This window comes from Microbacterium hydrocarbonoxydans (assembly GCF_023715885.1).
Taxonomy (GTDB): domain Bacteria; phylum Actinomycetota; class Actinomycetes; order Actinomycetales; family Microbacteriaceae; genus Microbacterium; species Microbacterium hydrocarbonoxydans_C.
In genome coordinates this window covers 16,674-37,894 of the sequence record NZ_JAMBOY010000003.1, presented here as the reverse complement: position 1 = coordinate 37,894, position 21,221 = coordinate 16,674, and the positions used below count along the sequence as shown (strand labels likewise).

Here is a 21,221-nt window from a genome sequence, read left to right as displayed (position 1 = left end):
GTTACGGAGTCTTGTCAAGCATCGAGACGCCCGTCAACGCGGCTCCCGCCGGTCGTTAAGATTGGCTTTGACGAACCGGCACCTCACCTGGTAGACATCGGTAGAGCAATCGCTTTTCCCGCACAGCAGCACCACCCGAACGAAGGAGTTCCCATGACGAAGCGCATCCGCGCTGCCGCGGCTCTCGTCGCCATCGGCGGCCTGGCCGCCGGTCTCGCCGCCTGCTCGTCCGACCCGTCGCCCGACTCGGGCTCGGACGGTCAGATCACGATCCAGGTCGGCGACCGCCCCTCGGCGGACCGCCCCGAGGACCGCGAATACTTCGACGAGCGCGTCGCCGCCTTCGAGGAGGCCAACCCCGAGATCGACGTCGAAGCGGTCGAGACCGGCTACGACGCGAGCACGTTCCAGGCCCTCGCCGCCGGCGGCTCGCTCCCCGACGTCCTCAGCGTCCCGCTCACCGAGCCGCAGGGTCTCATCAAGCGCGGCCAGGCGGCGGACATCACCGATGCCCTCCGCGCGGAGGACCTGCTCGACTCGTTGAACCCCACCATCCTCGACCTCGCCTCGGACGCCGACGGCAAGGTCTACGCCGTCCCCACCAACGCGTACTCGTTCGGGCTCGTCTACAACCGCTCGCTGTTCACCGCGGCCGGCCTCGATCCCGACGCCCCGCCCACGACGTGGGATGAGGTGCGCGAGGCCGCGAAGCAGATCACCGAGAAGACCGGCGCGGCCGGATTCTCCGCCCTCACCACCGCCAACACCGGTGGATGGCAGTTCAGCGGCATCACGTACTCGTTCGGCGGCACCATAGAGAACGAGGACGGCAGCGAGGCGACGTTCGACGACACCCCGTCGACCGACGCCCTCGAACTGCTGCACGCCATGCGCTTCGAAGACGGCACCCTGCCCGCGAACACGCTGTACGACATGGACACCCAGGGGCAGGACTTCGCCGCGGGCAAGATCGGCATGATGATCGCCGCGACCGACCGCTACTACGGCGTCGTGCAGAACCTGAAGCTGCCGGCCGAGGACTTCGGCATCGGCGGGATGCCGCAGGACGGCGGTGTCAACGGCACCCTGTCCGGCGGCAGCGTGCAGATCGTGAAGCCGGACGCCTCGGAGGAGGAGAAGGCCGCCGCGGTGAAGTGGATCAAGTTCTTCTACCTCGAGCGCTACTTCGACCAGGACGTCGCGGTCGCCGACGCGAAGGCGTCGAACGAGGCCGGCTCTGTGACGGGTCTGCCCGGACTCGCGGTCGTCAACACCGACGCCTACGACACCTACTTCGAGTGGATCGCCGACTACATCAACGTCCCGTCGGACAACTTCACGCCGTACCTCGAGGCGTCGACCGAGATCCCGATCGTCCCCGAGCCGGTGAACAACGCTCAGGAGGTCTACGGAGCTCTCGACGGCGTGATCCAGGCCGTGCTCACCGACGAGAACGCCGACATCTCGGCGCTGCTCGAGAAGGCGCAGACCGACGTCCAGGGCCGCCTCGGCCGCTGACCGTCCGGTCGCCACACCCCACCGCGATCGGGGCGGGACACCGCTCCCGCCCCGATCCCTCCCGTCCGGAGAACAGATGTTCCAGAACCGCTCCCACGGTCGCACCGGCTCCGCGCCGACCGCGACCACCCGTCGCTGGCGCCGCCTGCGCCCCGGACTCGTCGCCCTCGGCATCGCGGCCCCCGCGATCCTCGTCTACCTGTACTTCTCGTGGGGTCCCATCGTCTCGTCGCTCGTGATGAGCGTGCAGAACGTCACCCCCGGCCAGGACGCGCAGTGGGTCGGCATCGAGAACTTCTCGTACGTGCTCTCCGACCCCCAGCTTCCCCAGGCCGCGATGAACACGGTCTACTACACGCTCCTCGCCATCGTGTTCGGCTTCCCCGTTCCCCTCGCCCTCGCCGTGCTCATCGCCGAGCTCCGCGGCCACCGCTGGTACTTCAGCGCGCTCGCGTACCTGCCCGTCATGGTGCCGCCGGTGGTCGCGATCCTGCTCTGGAAGTTCTTCTACGACCCCTCGTCCGACGGCGTCTTCAACACCATCCTCGGCGCCATCGGCATCGGCCCGGTGCCGTGGCTCACCTCTCCGGCGTTCGCGATGCCGTCGATCGTCCTCGAGACCACCTGGGCGGGTGCCGGCACGGCCGTCATCATCTACATCGCCGCGCTCACCAGCATCCCCACGGAGCTCTACGAGGCGGCCGAGCTCGACGGCGCCGGCATCTGGAGCCGCGTCTGGCACGTCGCCCTGCCGCAGATGCGCGGCATCATCGGCACGATGCTGCTGCTGCAGGTCATCGGCACGATGCAGATCTTCACCGAGCCCTTCCTCTTCACCGGAGGCGGCCCGCTGGGCGCCACCAAGACTCTGCTGATGACGATCTACGACTACGCCTTCGTCCGCGTCGACTACGGAGCGGCGACCGCGCTGAGCGTCTTGCTCGCCGCCGTGCTGTGCGTCTTCGCCTTCCTGTACGCCCGCCTGACCCGCCGCTGGAGCGCCTGATGAGCACCCTCGCCCGCCCTCGTCGCTCGGTCGACGCCGCACCGGCGCCCCGCACCAACATCTCCGACTCCGATCGCCGTCGCCCGGTCGTGCGCGTGACGCTCGCGATCGTGCAGACGCTCGTGCTCGTCGCCCTCCTCGTCGCGGGGCTCGGTCCCCTCGTCTGGCTCGCCCTGGCCGCGGTCTCCCCCACCCAGGACCTCATCCGCGAGCCGTTCGCGTTCTTCACGAGCGGGGTCGTGCAGTGGGAGAACATCGGCATCGCCTGGGAGCGGGGTCGCATCGGGCACTACCTGCTCAACACCGCGGTGCTCGCGCTCGGCGCGACCGGCGCGACGCTCGTCGTATCGACCACCGCCGCCTTCGTGATCACGGTGCTGCGGCCGAAGTGGGGCAGGCTGCTGTCCGGCGCGATCCTGGCCACCCTGTTCGTTCCGGGCATCGTCGCCCTCGTTCCGCTGTACCTCACGGTGCGGGAGCTCCCCGTGCTCGGGATCTCGCTCCTGAACACCCCGTGGGCCATCTGGCTCCCCGCGGCGGCCACGGCGTTCAACGTTCTCATCATCGCGCGGTTCCTCGAGTCCATCCCCGCCGACCTGTACGAAGCGGCGCGCATCGACGGGGCCGGCGCCCTCCGCATCCTGTGGAGCATCGTGCTGCCGCTGTCGAAGCCGATCCTCGGCGTGGTCGCGCTGCTCTCGGTCGTGGCCTCCTGGAAGGACTACCTCTGGCCGCTGCTCGTGCTCCCCGATCCCGATCGGCAGCCGGTGTCGGTGGCCCTGCCCCGCCTCGCGGCGCAGACAGAGCTGAGCGTGCAGATGGCGGCGCTGTTCCTGTCGCTCATCATCCCGGTGGTCCTGTTCCTCGTGTTCCAGCGACAGTTCCTGCGCGGAGCGAGCATGGCCGGAGGGGTGAAGGGATGACCCGGGTCCTCGTCACCGGCGCCGACGGCGAGATCGGTCGGGCCGCGAGCGCGGAGCTCCTCCGCGCCGGCTACGACGTCACCGCCCTCTCGCTCTCCTACAGCGCCGACCACCCCGCAGACCGCGTGCTCGTCGGCGACACGACCTCGGTCGACGACGTCGCCGCAGCGCTGGACGGAGCGGATGCCGTGGCGCACTTCGCCGCGATCCCGCACCCGTCCCTCGGCACCCCGTACGAGGTGTTCCGGGTCAACACCGACTCCACCTTCAACGTGCTCGAGCAGGCGGGCAGCCGCGGCATCCGTCGCGCCGTGATCGCGAGCAGCATCAACGCGCTCGGCTACCCGAACAACCCGCACCGCGCGTTCCCGCCGTCGTTCCCGCTGCGGGAGGACACCCCGACCGACGTCGCCGACGCGTACTCGCTGTCGAAGAGCGTCGACGAGCAGACGGCCCGCTACGCGCACCGTCGCCACGGCATCGACGTGGTCGCGCTGAGGTTCCCGCTCGTCAAGTGGCCAGAGGTGCTGCGTCGTGCGGTGGCCGAGGTCGCTGACGACCCGGCATCGATGGCGCGCGAGGGCTGGGCGTACCTGACCATGGCGGATGCCGCCAGGGCCGTGCGTGTCGCGATCGAGGCACCGACGAGCGGCGTCCTCGTGGCCGGGCTCAGCGCCGACGACACGCTGCTCGACGAGCCGACGGGCGCGCTGCTCGCCCGGTACGCCCCCGGCATCGCCACCGACTTCCCCGTCGACGGGTCCGCGCCGCTCGTCGATGCGAGCGTCGCGGCGACCGTGCTCGGTTTCCGGCCCGCGGAGTCGATCCACGACGGCACGGCGACGGCCCCGCTGTCCGCTCCGGCTCTCACCCCGACGAGGAACATCCCGTGACCGATCACACCCCTCCACCGCTCACGTTCGCGCAACCCTGGGCGGCGCGTGACGGTGTGCGCATCACCGACGTCCGTGCGGTGGTCACGGCACCCGAGGGCATTCCGCTCGTCATCGTGAAGGTGCTCACGAGCGACGACGGGCTCTACGGCCTCGGCTGCGCCACCTTCACGCAGCGCTGGCAGGCGGTGGTCGCCTACCTCGACCACGTCCGTCCGCTGCTGGTGGGCCGGTATCCGGGCGACATCGAGGATCTGACGCGGCTCATCCGCTTCTCGGCATACTGGCGCGAGGGTCCGGTGGGCAACAACGCGCTCTCCGGTGTCGACATGGCGCTGTGGGACATCGCCGGCAAGCGGGCGGGCATGCCCGTCTACGAGCTGCTCGGCGGACGGGTCCGCGCAGCGGCCGAGGTGTACCTGCACGCGGAGGGCGCGGATGCCGAGGCCACGGCCGCGCACGCCGAGGAACTGCGTGCGGCGGGGCTGCGTCACATCCGCGTGCAGACCGGGCAGCAGGGCATCGGCCACTACGGCGCGCCGCCCGCCCCGGGCCTGTACGACTGGGCCCGCAATCCGCAGGGCTGGCGGGTGTCGGAGTACCTGCGCCGCACGCCCGAGCTCTTCGAGCGGATGCGCGAACTGCTCGGCGACGACGTCGAGCTGCTGCACGACGTGCACTCCCGCCTCTCGCCGCGCCAGGCCATCGCGCTGCTGCGCGACCTCGAGTCGTACCGCCCGTTCTTCATCGAGGACGTGATCGCCCCCGAGCACTGGGACCGCCTCCCCGAGGTCGCGGCCGTCTCGTCGGTGCCCCTGGCCGTCGGCGAACTGGCCACGTCGTTCACCGAGGCCGCCCGTCTCGTCCGGACCCACGCCGTCGACTACCTGCGCGCGCACATCTCCGACGTGGGCGGACTCAGCGCCGCCCGCCGGCTGGCCGTGCTCGCCGACATCGAGGGGGTGCGCACCGCGTGGCACTCGCCGGGCGACGCATCGCCCTTCGCCGTCGCCGCGGCGGTCGCGCTCGATGTCTCCTCCCCCGCCTTCGGCGTGCAGGAGGGCCACGTGTACAACGAGGCGAGCCATGAGGTCTTCCCCGGCATGCTCGACATCGAGCACGGCTGGCTCACTCCGAGCGACGCGCCGGGCTGGGGCGTCGACCTCGACGAGCGAGCCGCGGCCCGCTTCTCCGCCGGGCTCTCCGGCCACGACGGCTGGGCGGCCGGGGTGCGCTCCACCGACGGCGCCCTGATCGCCCCCTGACCCCGTCCCCGTCCACTCCTCCCGAAAGCACCCGCATGCCCACGTGGTCCCTCGCGCCCTCACAGCGCTCCCTGCTCCGCGACGGAGCGCCCGCCTTCCTGCTCGCCGACACGACCTGGGCCGCGTTCAGCGGCCCGACCGACGACGAGTGGACCGACTACCTCGTGCGGCGGCGGCGGCAGGGCTTCACCGGTCTGCTGATCAGCGTGCTGCCCATCGAACACGACCGCTCCGAGGGCGGGCTCTCGCCGTACGTCGTCCGCGACGGGCGCCTCGACCTCGACGGTGGCGACGCCGAGTACTGGCCGAGGGCGGAGCGGATGCTGCAGGAGGCCGTGGCGCACGGCTTCACGCCGATGCTCGTGCTGCTGTGGAACAACTTCGTGCCGGCGACCTGGGGCGCCGGTCTCACTCCCGAGCTGGTGCTCGACGAGCAGCAGACCATCGACCACGTGCGCGGTGCCGTCGAGCGCTTCGCCCGCTTCGACCCGATCTGGATCGTCTCGGGCGATGACGACCTCGACTCCGACGTCGCGCTCGCCCGCTACTCGCTCGCCGCCGCGGAGGTGCGCCGGCTCGCCCCCGATGCACTCATGACCTGGCACAGCACGCCCACCGCACGGATGCCGGAGGCCATCGCCGACGGCGAGCTGCTCGATCTGCACGGTCTCCAGCCGGGGCACAATCAGGACTGGGACACCCTGCCCCGCGATCTCGTGCGCCACTACGCGGCGTTCTCAGTGCCGCGGCCGATCATCAACCTCGAGCCCTGCTACGAGGGGCTGGGGCGCTTCGCCGGTCGCGCTCGGCATTCCCGGGCCGATGTGCGGCGGGCCAGCTGGACCGGTATCGTCGCCGGTGCGGCCGCGGGACTGGGGTACGGTGCCCACGGCGTGTGGAGCTGGCACCGTCGCGGCAGCGCATTCACGGCCGAGAACGTGCACGGCCTGCCGTTCCCGTTCTCGGTGGCGATGGAGTTCCCGGGCGCGGATGACGTCGGGTTCCTGCGCCGCGTCGTCGAAGACGAGAGCCTGCTCGATCTCGACGAGGCCGCCGACCTGCTCGTGGAGGAGCCGTCGGGTGCGGTGGCCGGGCGAACGGGCGACCGGGCGGCGGTCTACGCGCCCGAGGCGTTCGCGCTCGCGCTGCGCCTCCACCCCGCCGACGTCGTCGACGTGCGCGTCTACGACCTCGACGCCCGGCGTCGCGACGCCGCGCAGTGGACGTCGATCGAGGGGAACGGCCGCCCGGGGATCCGTCTCGAGCAGACCGAGTTCGCCGGTGACGCGCTGTTCGTGATCGACCTTCGCACGGAGACCCCGTGACGTCGGACCCCGTGACGTCGGACCCCGGGACGTCGGATGACGTGGTCGTCGCCGCGCACGGCATCCGCGTCGCCGTGACGAGGGCCGGCGGGGCGATCTCGTCGATAGCCGCGCACGGCGTCGAACTCCTCGCGCGCACCCCCTGGGCGGACGAGGGACTCGGTGGGGACGACGATGCGTGGCGGATGCCGTCGAGCAGCGCCGAGTGGCATCGGCGCTACCCCGGCGGCTGGCATCTGCTGACCCCTGCGGCCGGCGACCCGTCACCCGCCGCGACCGTCGAACAGCCGTTCCACGGCGAGGCCGCGTGGCGCTCGTGGCGCGTGCGCGCCGAGGGCGATGCGGCGATCGTCGCGGAGGTGCTGCTGCGCACCACGCCGCTGCGGGTGATCCGCACGGTGACCGTCTCGGAGAGGCGGGTGGCCGTCGACACCGTGCTGCGCAACGCGAGCGACGGCGATCAACGGGTCGTCTGGGTCGAGCATCCGGCGCTCGCAGGCACCCTGTTCGACGATGCGGAGGTCACGCTCGGCGCACCCGACGGCGAGCGCGTCGCCGTGTCGATGGTGTCGGCGCCCGGGTCGCGGTTCGACGACCTCGCGGTCCCCTCCGGTCGCCTGGAGATCGCGTCGCGGTCGGCAGGCGTCGACCTGACGATGACATGGGATGCCGCACTGCTCCCCCGTCTGTATGTCTGGCAGGAACGCCGTGGCTCCGAGGGATTTCCCTGGTGGGGCGCGGTCGACGCGATCGGGCTCGAGCCGGCATCCGACCCCTACGGCACGTCGACCCTCGGGTCAGGATCGGTGACGGTGCCCGCCCGCGGCGAGCGCCGTGCCCGCCTGACGTGGGAGATCCGGCCACGGGCGTGAGCGTCGCGGCACCGGATCGCTACAATCGTTCTGCGATGTCAAGCAAAGCGATTTCCCTCAAGGACGTGGCCGCCATCGCGGGGGTCTCCGTCTCGACCGCATCCAAGGTGCTGCGCGGTGGGGGCAAGGCATCGGACGCCACTCGCGAGCGCATCCTCGAAGCCGCGGCGCGCCTGGACTACGAGCCGAACGCGCTGGGCCAGTTCCTCGCGCAGGGGCGCAGCGCGACGATCGGCGTGCTGACCCTCAACGCACCGGGCGCGTTCACGATGCCGGTGCTCACCGCCGCGACGACGGCTCTCGGGGCGCGAGACCTGTCGGTGCTCGTCTCGGACTCCCGGCTCGACCGCTCGGTCGTGGCCGCGACGGTCCGCAAGTTCCGTGCGCGCAAGGTCGACGGACTGCTCGTCGTCGGAGACGGCAGCGGCACCGCGATGCGCTCCGTGACGGCCGGCTTCACCGTGCCCGTCGTGTACGCCTACGGATTCTCGGACGAGCCGGACGACGTGTCGTTCGTGCACAACGGCCAGGTCGCGGGTGAGCTCGCCGGACGCCACCTGATCGAGCTCGGCCGGCGTCGCATCGCGCACATCAGCGCCTCGCTCGACGACCACTCCGCGCGGGAGCGCGCCGAGGGACTGGCCTCGGTGCTGGCCGCAGAGGGGCTCGACCTCGTGGGCGGGGCCGGATTTCACGGCGACTGGTCGCGGTCATGGGGGCGCAGGGCCGCCGAGGACCTGCTCGCCTCCGGGCTCGATTTCGACGCCGTGTTCTGCGGCAATGACACGATCGCCATGGCCGCGTCCGAGGTCTTCCGGCAGGCGGGGCTCCGCATCCCCGCCGACGTCGCGATCGTCGGGTTCGACAATCTCGCCGGCCTCATGGACCAGCACGACCGCACGCTCACCACGATCGATCCCCTGCTCAGCAGCGTGGGAGAGCGCGCGGCCGAGTACCTCGCCGACGCCATCGCGGGCGGCGACTACGAGCCGGGAGTCCACCGCATCGACGGCATCCTCATCGAGGGCGAGTCGTCGGTCGGCCCGCGCCCCTGAGCCGCACGCCGCGGGACTCGCTCATTCCAGCTCGTCGAGGATCAGCTCGCCGCGCGCGTTGAGTCGCGCCATCATCTGCTCGATGCGGCGCGGGTCGACCTTGGGCGCGGGGGTCTGATCGAACTCGATGACCATCGGGATGGCCGGATGGATCCACGCCGACATCGCACCGGCGGCCTGCGAACCACCGGGCCAGGTCATCATGAAGCTCTCCTGACGCCGCAGCTTGGTCGCGATCACGATCTTCACATGGACGAGGAGATCGTCGTCGATCTCGATCGCAGGCCGCGAACTGTTGTACTCGAGCTTTCCCATGATCGAACAGTACCGCTGACCCGTCTCGCGGCGTGCCACGCTGTCCTTTCGAGGCGGGTCCTCACACCGGCTCGACCGGCGCTTGCAGCTCCGTGAGCCAGTCGGGGCCGGGTTCGTGCCCGTCGGCCTCCAGATAGACCTCGCGGGTGGGTCCGACGACGCGGTAGCCGTCGGCGACGATCTGCTGCATCAGCGTCGACCACGACTCCTCGATGCCACTCATGTCGCCTCGATGCTGCAGGGTCGCGGCGATGGGCACGTCGGGGAGCTCGACGATGTCGTAGCCCTCGCCCGCGACCGGCTCGGCCTCGGCGGGGTACGAGACGTGAACGCCGACGTTCTCCTCGTCCTCCGCGTCGTACCAGAAGATGCCCGGCTCCAGGAGAGGGCGACCCGCGGCGTCGAGAGCCCGGTCGAGCCCGTCGATGAGCGGGCCGATGAGCGGACTCACGTTCTCCGGCCCCATGCCTGGAGCGGTGCCGTGCGCGGCGTAGACCCTGACGGCGGGGACGTGCTTGTAAGCGACCTGCGACATGATGTCTCCTTCGAGGTGTCGGAGTCGTCGCTCGATCCGGGCGATGCGCAGGCGGTCCGCGGCGATCGACCCCTCGAGGTCGTGCCGACGCTCGACGAGCAGGGTGCGCAGCGCGGCATCCTGATCCTCGGCGGTCGTCAGCTCCGCGATGCGATCGAGTCCCACGCCGAGCTCCCGCAGCTCCACGATCGTCAGCAGCAGCGGCAGCTGGTCGATCGAGTAGGAGCGGTAGCCGGTGCGGACGTCGACCCGCGCGGGCGTGAGAAGACCGATCGCGTCGTAGTGCCGCAGCATCCGCACGCTCACCCGTCCCAGGCCGGCGAATTCTCCGATGGTGTACATGATGTCGACCACACTCGACCATGACACAGTGTGAGGGTCAAACACATCCGATCGCGGCGCCGAACGGTGCGGTCACAGCGCCTTGGTCGCCTCGCGCAGCGTACGCTCGATGAGCGCGACAGCCGGTGTGACGGGGCCGGGCCTGCGCACGAGGAAGACCGTGTTGATGGGCGGGTCCTCGCTCGGACGCAGATCGACCAGTCGACCGTCGGCCAGCTCCTGCGAGATCAGGTACGTCGGCAGTACGGTGACTCCGGCGCCTGCGACGGCCGCCGCGGCGAGCGCGCGCAGGTCGGAGGCGACGAGGGCGGCCTTCCGCTCCAGCCGGATGCCGAACGAGTGGCGCCAGAACCGTCGCAGGATCGGCAGGTCGTGCGCGTAGGCGAGGAGCGGATGCCCGTCGACGTCGTTCGCGCGCAGCTCGGCGGACGGGTGGATGCCACGGCGCGGCGACGCGACGAGGGCGAACTCCTCGTCGAACAGCGGTATGGCCGGCAGCGTCCGCCCGCGAGGCCGCACCGCGGAGACGACGACGTCGAGCTCACCGTTGCGGAGCCGGTCCAGGAGCTCGTCGGCGAGTCCCGCCATGGCCGTCATCAGCATGCCGTCGGCCACGAGCGGGGCGAGCGCGGGGATGGCGACCGCGGCGAGGAACTCCGACGCTCCGCCGACGCGGACCCGGACGGCTGGCGCGTCCGGCCTCGCGCCGACCGCCTCGGCCAGCGCGTCGAATGGCCCGGCGATGCGGCCGGCGAGCTCGTCGGCTCCGGCCGTCGGACGGATGCCGCGGGCGTGCCGCTCGAACAGGGGCCAGCCGACGGTCCTCTCGAGTGCCTGCAGCTGCGTCGTGACCGACGACTGCGCGACGCCCAGCGCTCGTGCAGCCGCGGAGACGGATCCGTGGCGGTACGCCGCGAGGAAGGTGCGCCAGAGCTGGACATCGCGCAACCCATCGAAACTCCGATCGGACATATCTCGAAGCTATCGGAAGACCGGTGATCGGATCGAGGTTGCACACGACATCCGGCGCAACCGGCGTCGGCCACTCGACCCAAGGAGAATCATGTCCACCGTCCTCTTCGTCGTCACCGGTGCCCGCACCTGGACCCTCACCGACGGCACCGAGCACCCCACCGGCTTCTGGGCGGAGGAGCTGCTCACGCCCTACGCGCTGCTCACCGAAGCCGGGCACCAGGTCGTCTTCGCGACCCCCGCCGGCGTCACCCCGGTCGCCGACCCCGGCAGCATGCGAGAGGGGGATGCCGAGGCGATCGCCGACATCACGGCTCTCCGTGCGCCCCTCGTGCTCGCCGAGGTCGACGCGTCCGCGTATGACGCCGTGTACTACCCCGGCGGGCACGGGCCGATGCAGGACCTGGCCGTCGACACGGACTCCGCGGCCCTGATCGCCGACACGATGGCCGCCGGGCGCCCGCTCGTCGCCGTGTGCCACGGACTCGCAGCCCTCCTCCCGGCCGTCGCCGCGACGGCCGACCCACTGGTCTCGGGACGACGCATCGCCGCCTTCACCGACGAGGAGGAGCGCATCGGCGGGCTCGCCGACAGCGCCCCGTTCCTGCTCGAGTCGTCGCTGCGGGAACTCGGCGCCGACGTCGTCGTCGCCGAGCCCTGGAGCGAGCACACGGTCGTCGACGGCACGCTCATCACCGGTCAGAACCCGCAGTCCTCGGCATCCACCGCTCGGGCGCTCATCGCCGCACTCGCCGACGGATCGAGTGCGCTCTAGGCGTTCGAAGACTCGAGCTCGGCGGGACTCAGCACCTCGTCGACGAGGGCGATGCCTCCGCTCGTGTTCGCGGAGTGGACGAGCTGCTCGACCCACTTCATGCTGATCTGCGGCGCCTCTGGCTCGTCGAACACGAACCGCAGCGGAATGGACGGGTGGATCCAGATGGTCGACCGCCCGCCCGGCTCACCCTCGGCGTGCTTCCACGAGAGCGTGAACGACTCGTTCCGACGGAGCTTCGTCGCGATGACGATCTTCAGGTGGGCGAGGGCGCGATCCTCGATGTGGATCGGCACATCGCTCGGACCATACATGAGTGTCGCCATAGGGCCGATCCTACTAACTAACTTCCTTACCTGATCACGAAGAGCGACATACTCGTCACATGACAGACCCCGGCACGCTGCAGCGTTCGACGTCCGCCACTCGCCGCGTGGCTCCTCGGGTGTGGATGGGGATCGTCGCACTCATCGGCTACGTGCTCTTCGCCGCAGCGCTCGGGAACGTCCTGGGCGGCCTCGCCGGCGAGGGCGACGACCTCGGCGAGTTCGCACTGTCGCACCTGGTTCCGCTGCCTGTCGCGATCGCTGTAGCGGTCGTCTTCATCCGCTGGGCCGGCTGGAGCGGTCCCGTCTGGCGCGAGACACCGACCTTCCGCCTCACACCCCACCGCCGGTGGTTGCTCGCGATCCCGGTGTGCGCGCTCCTCATCCCGCTCGGCGAGGCCTTCACCGTCCCGTGGGCCGACCGCGCGGTGAGCTTCGTCCTCGTCGTCGCCCTGGGGACCCTGATGGTCGGGCTGGGCGAAGAGCTCGTCTGCCGCGGCATCCTCCTCGTCTCCCTTCGCGAGCGGCACGGTGAGCTCGTCACGCTGCTCGGCACCGCTGCCCTCTTCGCTCTCGCGCATGTCTACTCGAGCATCTGGCACGGTCTCCAGCCGGCCACCGTCGCGTTCCAGGTCGCGGCGCTCGCCATGTCGGGCGTCACCTACTACTGGATCCGACGCGTGACGGGCCGCCTCTGGGTCGGCGTCCTCGTGCACGCGTTCACCGACTTCGTGCTCTACGTCGGATCGGAGGCGGGCAACTCCACCGAGGCGATGGGCGCCACTGTCGACACCGGTAACCCCGTGTCGGTCACCGCGCAGGTCCTCCTCGCCGCTCTCGCGGCGATCAGCATCGTCAGTGTGATCCGCGAGGACCGCCGGAGCCGTCGACGCGCCGCCTGATTCGGCCGGGCATGTCAGGGACGCATCGGTGCGTCTCGTGAGCACGCCGTGAGGGTCTCGGCGATCGCCGTATGGGTTCCGTTAGAGCGGTCAGGACGGGGTCTCGACCGGGTGTTGTATCGGGTGTTGCGTCCTCGGGATGCACGGTCGCCGCCCGGTGATCGCCGAAGTGTGAATGGAGCTTGTCGTGCTTGACCTCGTCTACGTGCTGGGCGTGATCGTCCTGTTCGTGACCGTCGGCCTCGTCGGGAAGGCGGTGGAGAAGCTGTGATCGTCTTCGAGCTCCTCGCGACCGTGCTCGGCGTCGCGGCCGTCGTCTACCTGGTGTTCGCCCTCGTGAAGCCGGAGCGCTTCTGATGGAGTGGGGTCTGCTGATCGCGAGCGTCGCCACGCTCGCCCTCGCCCTCGCCCTCGTCTACCGTCCGGTCGGCGACTACATGGCCTGGACGTTCACCACCCGCAAGGACTGGGCTCTCGAGCGCGGCGTCTACAGGGTCATCGGCGTCGACCCGACGCGCGAGCAGTCCTGGCAGGCATACCTGCGCTCGGTGCTGTACTTCTCGATCGTCGGCGTCCTGCTGCTGTTCGTGCTGCAGCGCACGCAGCAGTGGCTGCCGTACTCCCTCGGCAACGAGAACGTCGAACCCGGAGTCGCGTTCAACACCGCGATCTCCTTCGTGACCAACACGAACTGGCAGGCGTACTCCGGTGAGGCGCTGTCGTACACCGTGCAGTTCGCCGGCCTCGCCGTGCAGAACTTCGTCTCGGCCGCGACCGGCATCGCCGTGGCGATCGCGCTCGTGCGCGGGTTCGCCTCCCGACGCTCGGGCGTGATCGGCAACTTCTGGGTCGATCTCGTCCGCGGCACGTTCCGCATCCTGCTTCCTCTCTCGATCGTCGCGGCCGTCGTGCTCATCGCCGGCGGCGTCGTGCAGAACTTCGCCGGGAACGTCGATGTGACCACGGTCACCGGCGGCACTCAGACCCTCCCCGGCGGCCCGGTGGCCTCGCAGGAGGCGATCAAGGAGGTCGGCACGAACGGCGGCGGCTTCTACAACGCGAACGCCGCGCACCCGTTCGAGAACCCGACGGCCTGGACGAGCCTGCTGCAGTGCTTCCTCATCCTGCTGATCCCGATCTGCCTCCCGCGCACGTTCGGCAGGATGGTCGGCGACGACCGTCAGGGCTACGCGATCCTCTCCGTGATGGCGACGCTCTTCCTCGTGTCGACCTTCGTGCTCGCGGCCTTCGAGTTCGCGGGGCGCGGCAGCGCACCGGAACTCGCCGGCGCCGCGATGGAGGGCAAGGAGGCCCGGTTCGGACTCGTGCAGTCGGTGCTCTACGCGTCGACGACCACGCTGACCTCGACAGGGTCGGTGAACTCGATGCACGACTCGTACACCGCGCTCGGCGGCATGATGCCGATGGTCAACATGCTCCTCGGCGAGATCGCCCCCGGTGGAGTCGGGTCGGGCCTGTACGGGATGCTGATCATCGCCGTGATCGCGGTCTTCGTCGCCGGACTCCTCGTCGGTCGCACCCCGGAGTACCTCGGCAAGAAGATCGGTCCGCGGGAGATGAAGCTCGCGAGCCTGTACATCCTCGTGATGCCGGTGCTCGTGCTCGGCGGCGTCGCTCTCAGCTTCGCCGTCCCCGCCCTGCGCGGCAGCATCGTCGACGAATCGCTCGCGAACTCCGGATCGCACGGTCTGTCAGAGGTGATCTACGCGTTCGCCTCGGCAGCCAACAACAACGGGTCCGCCTTCGCGGGTCTGACCGCCAGCACGCCCTGGCTGACCGCCGCGCTCGGCGTCGCGATGCTGCTCGGACGGTTCCTGCCGATCGCGCTCGTCCTGGCCCTGGCCGGGTCGCTGGCCGCGCAGGACAAGGTTCCCGCCACCGCGGGCACCCTGCCGACGCATCGGCCGCTGTTCGTCGGCCTCACCGCCGGCACCGCGGTCCTCGTGACCGCACTCGTCTTCTTCCCCGTTCTCACGCTGGGTCCCCTGGCGGAAGGGCTTCTCTGATCATGTCCACCCTTACTCGCACCCCCTCGTCCTCGCCCGCCGCGGCGAAGACGGCGTCTCCTGCCCGTCGCAAGACGCTCACCTGGGCCCAGGTCCGGGCGGCGCTCCCCGGCGCACTGCGCAAGCTCGATCCGCGCGATCAGTGGCGCAACCCCGTCATGTTCATCGTCTGGATCGGCGCTGCGCTGACGACGCTGCTCGCCGTCGCCGAACCGTTCCTCGGCGGCCCCGCGACCTCCGGCGGCAGCAGCGTCCCGTGGTCGTTCACCGGGATCATCGCCGTGTGGCTGTGGCTCACCGTCGTGTTCGCGAACCTCGCCGAGTCGATCGCCGAAGGCCGGGGCAAGGCGCAGGCCGACACCCTGCGCAAGACCCGCACCAGCACGACGGCGCACCGGGTCGAGGGCTACGACCCGGCGGCCGACGGATCGGCGGAGGACGCCCGCATCGAGGACGTCTCCTCGGCCGATCTCCGTCTCGGCGACACCGTGGTCGTGTCCGCCGGCGAGCTGATCCCCGGCGACGGCGACATCGTCTGGGGCATCGCGAGCGTCGACGAGTCGGCCATCACCGGCGAGTCGGCACCCGTCGTGCGCGAGTCGGGCGGCGACCGCAGCGCCGTCACCGGCGGCACCCGGGTGCTCTCCGACCGCATCGTGGTGCGCATCACGTCGAAGCCCGGCGAGACGTTCGTCGACCGGATGATCGCCCTGGTCGAGGGCGCGGCACGCCAGCGCACCCCCAACGAGATCGCCCTGAACATCCTGCTCGCGAGCCTGTCGATCGTGTTCGTGATGGTCGCGCTGACGCTCAACCCGATCGCCTCGTACCCGGCCAGTCCCGCCAGCATCACCGTGCTCATCGCGCTCCTGGTCTGTCTGATCCCGACGACGATCGGCGCGCTCCTGTCGGCCATCGGCATCGCGGGCATGGACCGTCTCGTGCAGCGCAACGTGCTCGCGATGTCGGGCCGAGCGGTCGAGGCGGCGGGCGACGTCACGACGCTGCTGCTCGATAAGACCGGCACGATCACGTACGGCAACCGCCGCGCCAGCGAGGTGCTCCCCCTGTCCGGGGTCGACGCCGACGAGCTGCTGCGCATCGCCGCCCTCTCCTCGCTCGCCGACCCCACGCCCGAGGGGGCGTCGATCGTCGATCTCGCGACCGGACGCGGCATCCACGTCGAGCAGCCGGCGGATGCCGTCGTCGTGCCGTTCACGGCCCAGACCCGCATGTCGGGACTCGACCTCGCGGACGGCACGCAGATCCGCAAGGGAGCCGGCTCCGCCGTCGCGGCGTGGCTCGGTCTCGAGCCGGATGCCGAACTCGCCGCTCTCACCGACGGCGTGGCCTCGAGCGGCGGCACCCCGCTGGTCGTGGCCGTGCGCTCCGCCACCACCCGGTCGTTGAGCGACGACGCCACCACCCGGTCGTTGAGCGAGCGCAGCGAGACGAAACGCGGTGACGACGCATTCGACGCAGCTCACCGCGTTTCGTCTCGGGGCTTCGCTCCTCGCTCAACGACCGGGGAGGAGGAGGGCTTCGCTCCTCGCTCAACGACCGAAAACGTGCCGATCACCGACCGGATCCTCGGCGTGGTGCACCTCAAGGACATCGTCAAGGAGGGGCTGACCGACCGGTTCGCCGAGCTCCGCGCGATGGGCATCCGCACGGTGATGGTCACCGGTGACAACCCGCTGACCGCCGCCGCGATCGCGAAGGAGGCCGGGGTCGACGACTTCCTCGCCGAGGCGACGCCCGAGCAGAAGCTCGCGTACATCCGCTCCGAGCAGGAGGGCGGCAACCTCGTCGCCATGACCGGAGACGGCACGAACGACGCCCCGGCGCTCGCGCAGGCCGACGTCGGTGTGGCGATGAACACGGGGACGTCGGCGGCGAAGGAGGCCGGCAACATGGTCGACCTCGACTCCGACCCGACCAAGCTCATCGACATCGTGGCGATCGGCAAGCAGCTGCTCATCACGCGCGGCGCGTTGACGACCTTCTCGATCGCGAACGACATCGCGAAGTACTTCGCCATCATCCCGGCGATCTTCATGGGCGTCTTCCCGCAGCTCGCGGTGCTGAACGTCATGGGGCTGCACTCCCCGGCATCCGCCGTGCTGTCTGCGGTGATCTTCAACGCGATCGTCATCGTCTTCCTCGTGCCGCTCGCGCTCCGTGGCGTGAAGTACCGCCCGCTCAATGCGTCGAAGATCCTCGGGCGCAACCTCGCCGTGTACGGACTCGGCGGCATCATCACCCCCTTCATCGGCATCTGGCTCATCGACCTGGTCGTGCGCCTGATCCCCGGTTTCTGATCTCTCAAGGAGTCGCACACTCATGAACGCTGGAACACGCAGCGGCGGCCGCACCCTCTGGGTCGCGGTCCGCACGATGCTCATGTTCACCGCCGTCCTCGGCATCGGCTACACGTTGCTGATCACCGGCATCGGCCAGCTGGCGCTGCCGGTGCAGGCGAACGGCTCGGCACTCGTCTCGCAGGACGGAGACGTCGTCGGATCCTCGCTCATCGGGCAGTCGTTCACCGACGACGAGGGCGAGCCGCTTCCGGAGTACTTCCAGAGCAGGCCCTCCGCGGCCGGCGACGGCTACGACGGCACCGCCTCGGCGGGAACCAACCAGGGCCCGGAGAACGAGGATCTGATCGCCGCCATCGCCGAGCGCAAGACGCAGATCGCCGAGTTCAACGGCGTCTCGGAGGATGCCGTGCCCGCTGACGCCGTGACCGCGTCGGCCTCGGGCCTCGACCCGCACATCAGCCCGGCGTACGCGCGGATCCAGATCGCGCGCGTCGCCGACGCCCGCGGCATGTCGGAGGACGAGGTGGCCGCGGCCGTCGAGGCCGCCACGAGCGATCCGGACCTCGGCTACCTCGGCGAGCGCGTCGTGAACGTGGCCGAGCTGAACCTCGCGCTCGACGAGCGGGAGGACTGAGTATGACCACCCGGGGGCGGCTTCGCGTGCTGCTCGGCGCCGCCCCCGGCGTCGGCAAGACCTACACGATGCTCGAGGAGGGCCGGCGCCTCCTCGCCGAGGGCAAGGACGTCGTGATCGGCATCGTCGAGACGCACGGCCGCGCGGCGACCGCCTCGATGACCGACGGTCTGCCGGAGGTCCCCCGGGCGAACGTCGGGCACCGGGGCGTCGACCTCGAGGAGATGGACCTCGCGGCACTGCTGCGGCGAGCGCCCTCCGTCGCCCTGGTCGACGAGCTCGCCCACACCAACGCCCCCGGCTCGCGCAACGAGAAGCGCTGGCAGGATGTCGAAGAGGTCCTCGCCGCGGGCATCGACGTGATCTCCACGCTGAACATCCAGCACATCGAGTCCCTGAACGACGTGGTCGAGCAGATCACCGGAGTGCCGCAGCGCGAGACCGTTCCCGACAACGTGCTGCGCAGCGCCGACCAGATCGAGGTGATCGACCTGGCTCCGCAGGCGCTGCGCGACCGGCTGTCGGGCGGCTTCGTCTACCCGGCCGAGCGCATCGACGCCGCGCTGTCGAACTACTTCCGTCTCGGCAACCTCACCGCCCTCCGCGAACTGGCCCTCATCTGGCTGGCCGACGAGGTCGATCAGGCGCTCAAGGGGTACCGGGCCGAGCACGGGATCGACAGCACGTGGGAGGCTCGGGAGCGCGTGGTGGTCGCCCTCACCGGGGGTCCGGAGGGCGAGACGCTGCTGCGCCGCGGCTCCCGCATCGCCTCGCGGTCGGCGGGCGGAGAGCTCATCGCCGTCCACGTCACGAGTCAGGACGGACTGCGCGCCGCGAATCCCGTCGTGCTGACCGAGCAGCGCGCACTGGTCGAGAAACTCAACGGCACCTACCACCAGGTCGTCGGGGAGGACATCCCGACCGCGCTCGTCGAGTTCGCGCGCTCGGTCAACGCCACGCAGCTCGTGCTCGGCGCGAGCCGCCGAAGCCGCTTCGCCGCCGCCTTCACGGGTCCAGGGATCGGCGCGACGGTCGTCCGCGAGTCCGGCGACATCGACGTGCACATGGTGAACCACTCCGCCGCCGGACGTCGTGCGGCGCTGCCTCCCCTCACCGGCGCGCTGACCGTGAAGCGGCGCGTGCTGGGGTTCGTCGTGGCGCTGCTCGGCGGCCCGGCGCTCACCGTCTTCCTGTCGCTCTTCCGCAGCCCCGAGTCGATCACCACCGACGTGCTGAGCTATCAACTGCTCGTCGTGATCGTCGCGCTCGTCGGCGGCATCTGGCCTGCCCTGTTCGCCGCCGTGCTGTCGGGCATCACGCTCGATTTCCTCTTCATCGAGCCGCTGTACACGATCCACATCCACGAGCCCCACCACCTGCTCGCGATCATCCTCTACGTCGTCATCGCGAGCATGGTGAGCTTCATCGTCGACCGCGCCGCCCGGTACACGCGGTCCGCGCGTCGCTCGGCGGCCGAGTCCGAGATGATCCAGACGATCGCGGGCAGCGTGCTCCGCGGCGAGAACGCGATCCAGGCGCTCATCGATCGCACGCGCGAGGCCTTCCAGCTGCCCGGCGTGCGGCTCATGCGCGGCGACGAGGTCGTCGCGCGGGCCGGCGAGCCGCTTCGTGACAACCGCCACACCGTGATCCGCGTGACGGACGACGCCGTCCTCGAACTCCACGGCGGCGATGTCGCGGCATCCGAGCGTCGGCTGCTCGCGGTCGTGACCGCACAGCTCGCCGCCGCCCTCGAGCATCAGCGCCTCGAGCTGACGGCCAAGGAGATCGAGCCGATCGCGGCCTCCGACCGCGTGCGCGGAGCCCTGCTGTCGGCGCTCAGCCATGACCTGCGGCGCCCGCTCGCCGCGGCTGCGGCGGCCGTCGGCGGGCTGCGCGCAGCCGGCCCCGACCTCGATCGGCGCGACAAGCAGGAGCTGCTGGAGACGGCCGATGAGAGCCTGACGGCGCTGGCGACCCTCGTGACCGATCTGCTCGATGTCAGCCGGCTGCAGACCGGCGTCCTCACGATCGCCGAGATCCCCACGGATCCGGCCGAGGTCATCGCCCCGGCGCTCGATGAGCTGAATCTCGGTCCGACCGAGGTGACTCTCGCCCTGAACCACGACGACGCGGTGGCGCAGGTCGACCCCGTGCTGCTGCAGCGGGTCGTGGTCAACCTGCTCACGAACGCGCACCGCTACTCGCCCGACGGCTCCCCCGTGCACGTGAGCACCAGCACGTTCGGCGATCATCTGGAGATCAGGATCATCGACCGCGGCCCCGGGGTTCCGGCCGACCGCCGCGACGACATCTTCGTTCCGTTCCAGAGGCTGGGCGACACCGACAACTCGTCGGGCCTGGGACTCGGGCTCGCCCTGTCACGCGGGTTCGTCGAGGCCATGCACGGCACCCTCACTCCGGAGGACACCCCGGGCGGGGGCCTCACAATGGTCATCTCCCTGCCCGTGTCTCCACCCGCTCCCGACCCCGCCGAGGAGAGATGATGAAGATCCTCATCGCCGACGACGACCCGCAGATTCTCCGGGCACTGCGCATCACGCTCACCGCGAAGGGCTACGACGTCGTGACCGCGGCCGACGGCGCCGCCGCGATCGCGGCGGCGATCGACCATCACCCCGACCTCTTCCTGCTCGACCTCGGCATGCCGAAGCTCGACGGGATCGAGGTGATCCACGGCATCCGGGGCTGGTCGACCGCCCCGATACTCGTCGTCTCCGGACGTGCGGGCGCCGCCGACAAGGTCGAGGCGCTGGATGCCGGAGCCGACGACTACATCACCAAGCCGTTCGCCGTCGAGGAGCTGCTGGCGCGCATCCGTGCCCTCACCCGTCGCGTGCCGCAGGAGGAGTCGCTTCCGATCGTGCGCCTCGGCGACGTCACGATCGATCTCGCGGCGCGTAGCGTGACACGGGAATCCGCCGACGGCCACCGGCAGATCCGACTCACGCCGACGGAGTGGCAGATGATCGACATCCTCATCCGCAACGCCGGCAAGCTCGTGACCCGTCAGACGCTGCTCACCACCATCTGGGGCACGGAGCACGCCGAGGACACGGGCTACCTGCGCCTGTACGTCTCGCAGCTGCGGAAGAAGCTGGAATCGGTCCCTGCGGCGCCCGTGCACATCCTCACCGAGCCGGGGATGGGGTACCGCCTGCGGGGTCTGACGACCGAGTGACCGATCGTCG

Annotated in this window: 20 protein-coding genes; 16 read left to right on the top strand and 4 right to left on the bottom strand. The window is 70.3% G+C overall.

The window, feature by feature from the left end:
* Positions 1-153 precede the first annotated feature (153 nt).
* The 8 genes from M3195_RS08465 to M3195_RS08430 all read left to right on the top strand — a co-directional run bounded on the left by M3195_RS08465 (position 154) and on the right by M3195_RS08430 (position 8,857).
* A complete protein-coding gene (locus M3195_RS08465) occupies positions 154-1,518 on the top strand; it encodes an extracellular solute-binding protein (protein ID WP_251586555.1) in 1,365 nt (454 codons plus the stop codon).
* A gap of 76 nt (positions 1,519-1,594) precedes the next feature.
* The gene (locus M3195_RS08460; RefSeq protein ID WP_251586553.1) at positions 1,595-2,524 is read left to right on the top strand and encodes a carbohydrate ABC transporter permease; all 930 of its coding nucleotides are present in this window, start codon (positions 1,595-1,597) and stop codon (positions 2,522-2,524) included.
* The gene (locus tag M3195_RS08455; RefSeq protein ID WP_251586551.1) at positions 2,524-3,447 is read left to right on the top strand and encodes a carbohydrate ABC transporter permease; all 924 of its coding nucleotides are present in this window, start codon (positions 2,524-2,526) and stop codon (positions 3,445-3,447) included. Before M3195_RS08460 ends, M3195_RS08455 begins: the two co-directional genes overlap by 1 nt.
* Positions 3,444-4,340, top strand: coding sequence for an NAD-dependent epimerase/dehydratase family protein (locus tag M3195_RS08450; protein WP_251586549.1), 897 nt, complete (start codon positions 3,444-3,446; stop codon positions 4,338-4,340). Before M3195_RS08455 ends, M3195_RS08450 begins: the two co-directional genes overlap by 4 nt.
* Positions 4,337-5,605 (top strand): enolase C-terminal domain-like protein, encoded by a 1,269-nt coding sequence (locus M3195_RS08445; RefSeq protein WP_251586547.1) that lies wholly within the window; start codon positions 4,337-4,339, stop codon positions 5,603-5,605. Before M3195_RS08450 ends, M3195_RS08445 begins: the two co-directional genes overlap by 4 nt.
* A gap of 35 nt (positions 5,606-5,640) precedes the next feature.
* Positions 5,641-6,930, top strand: a complete 1,290-nt coding sequence (locus M3195_RS08440; protein ID WP_251586545.1) for an apiosidase-like domain-containing protein — start codon at positions 5,641-5,643, stop codon at positions 6,928-6,930.
* Positions 6,927-7,802: a hypothetical protein gene (locus M3195_RS08435; RefSeq protein WP_251586543.1), complete on the top strand. Its 876-nt coding sequence runs from the start codon at positions 6,927-6,929 to the stop codon at positions 7,800-7,802. The genes M3195_RS08440 and M3195_RS08435 overlap by 4 nt, the downstream gene beginning before the upstream one ends.
* A 35-nt stretch (positions 7,803-7,837) precedes the next feature.
* Positions 7,838-8,857 carry a LacI family DNA-binding transcriptional regulator gene (locus tag M3195_RS08430; RefSeq protein WP_251586541.1) on the top strand — a complete coding sequence of 340 codons (1,020 nt, stop codon included), beginning with the start codon at positions 7,838-7,840 and terminating at the stop codon, positions 8,855-8,857.
* A gap of 21 nt (positions 8,858-8,878) precedes the next feature.
* On the opposite strand, the gene M3195_RS08425 is transcribed toward M3195_RS08430, so the two are convergent.
* The 3 genes from M3195_RS08425 to M3195_RS08415 all read right to left on the bottom strand — a co-directional run bounded on the left by M3195_RS08425 (position 8,879) and on the right by M3195_RS08415 (position 11,021).
* Complete coding sequence (locus tag M3195_RS08425; RefSeq protein ID WP_251586539.1) at positions 8,879-9,172, bottom strand: DUF7882 family protein; 294 nt, start codon at positions 9,170-9,172, stop codon at positions 8,879-8,881.
* A 61-nt stretch (positions 9,173-9,233) separates the two neighbouring features.
* On the bottom strand, positions 9,234-10,076 hold the full coding sequence (locus M3195_RS08420; RefSeq protein ID WP_251586537.1) for a MerR family transcriptional regulator: 843 nt from the start codon (positions 10,074-10,076) through the stop codon (positions 9,234-9,236).
* Positions 10,077-10,121: 45 nt separating this feature from the next.
* Positions 10,122-11,021, bottom strand: a complete 900-nt coding sequence (locus M3195_RS08415; protein ID WP_251586535.1) for a LysR family transcriptional regulator — start codon at positions 11,019-11,021, stop codon at positions 10,122-10,124.
* Between the two features lie 91 nt (positions 11,022-11,112).
* On the opposite strand from M3195_RS08415, the gene M3195_RS08410 reads away from it, so the two are divergent.
* Positions 11,113-11,796: a type 1 glutamine amidotransferase domain-containing protein gene (locus M3195_RS08410; RefSeq protein ID WP_251586533.1), complete on the top strand. Its 684-nt coding sequence runs from the start codon at positions 11,113-11,115 to the stop codon at positions 11,794-11,796.
* Here the strand turns inward: M3195_RS08410 and M3195_RS08405 are convergent.
* A complete protein-coding gene (locus tag M3195_RS08405; protein WP_251586531.1) occupies positions 11,793-12,122 on the bottom strand; it encodes a DUF7882 family protein in 330 nt (109 codons plus the stop codon). The two genes, M3195_RS08410 and M3195_RS08405, sit on opposite strands and share 4 nt — an antisense overlap.
* Before the next feature lie 59 nt (positions 12,123-12,181).
* On the opposite strand from M3195_RS08405, the gene M3195_RS08400 reads away from it, so the two are divergent.
* From M3195_RS08400 to M3195_RS08370, 7 genes are all read left to right on the top strand, one after another.
* Positions 12,182-13,024 carry a CPBP family intramembrane glutamic endopeptidase gene (locus M3195_RS08400; RefSeq protein ID WP_251586529.1) on the top strand — a complete coding sequence of 281 codons (843 nt, stop codon included), beginning with the start codon at positions 12,182-12,184 and terminating at the stop codon, positions 13,022-13,024.
* Positions 13,025-13,291: 267 nt separating this feature from the next.
* On the top strand, positions 13,292-13,381 hold the full coding sequence (locus tag M3195_RS08395) for a potassium-transporting ATPase subunit F (protein ID WP_081996993.1): 90 nt from the start codon (positions 13,292-13,294) through the stop codon (positions 13,379-13,381).
* Positions 13,381-15,051, top strand: a complete 1,671-nt coding sequence (gene kdpA, locus M3195_RS08390) for a potassium-transporting ATPase subunit KdpA (protein ID WP_251586528.1) — start codon at positions 13,381-13,383, stop codon at positions 15,049-15,051. Before M3195_RS08395 ends, kdpA begins: the two co-directional genes overlap by 1 nt.
* 2 nt (positions 15,052-15,053) lie before the next feature.
* Positions 15,054-17,372 carry a potassium-transporting ATPase subunit KdpB gene (gene kdpB / locus M3195_RS08385; protein ID WP_251586526.1) on the top strand — a complete coding sequence of 773 codons (2,319 nt, stop codon included), beginning with the start codon at positions 15,054-15,056 and terminating at the stop codon, positions 17,370-17,372.
* Positions 17,373-17,394: 22 nt separating this feature from the next.
* Positions 17,395-18,009: a potassium-transporting ATPase subunit KdpC gene (gene kdpC, locus M3195_RS08380; RefSeq protein WP_251586524.1), complete on the top strand. Its 615-nt coding sequence runs from the start codon at positions 17,395-17,397 to the stop codon at positions 18,007-18,009.
* Positions 18,010-18,011: 2 nt separating this feature from the next.
* A complete protein-coding gene (locus M3195_RS08375; protein ID WP_251586522.1) occupies positions 18,012-20,516 on the top strand; it encodes an ATP-binding protein in 2,505 nt (834 codons plus the stop codon).
* Positions 20,516-21,211, top strand: coding sequence for a response regulator (locus M3195_RS08370; protein WP_285885694.1), 696 nt, complete (start codon positions 20,516-20,518; stop codon positions 21,209-21,211). Before M3195_RS08375 ends, M3195_RS08370 begins: the two co-directional genes overlap by 1 nt.
* Positions 21,212-21,221: the final 10 nt, after the last annotated feature.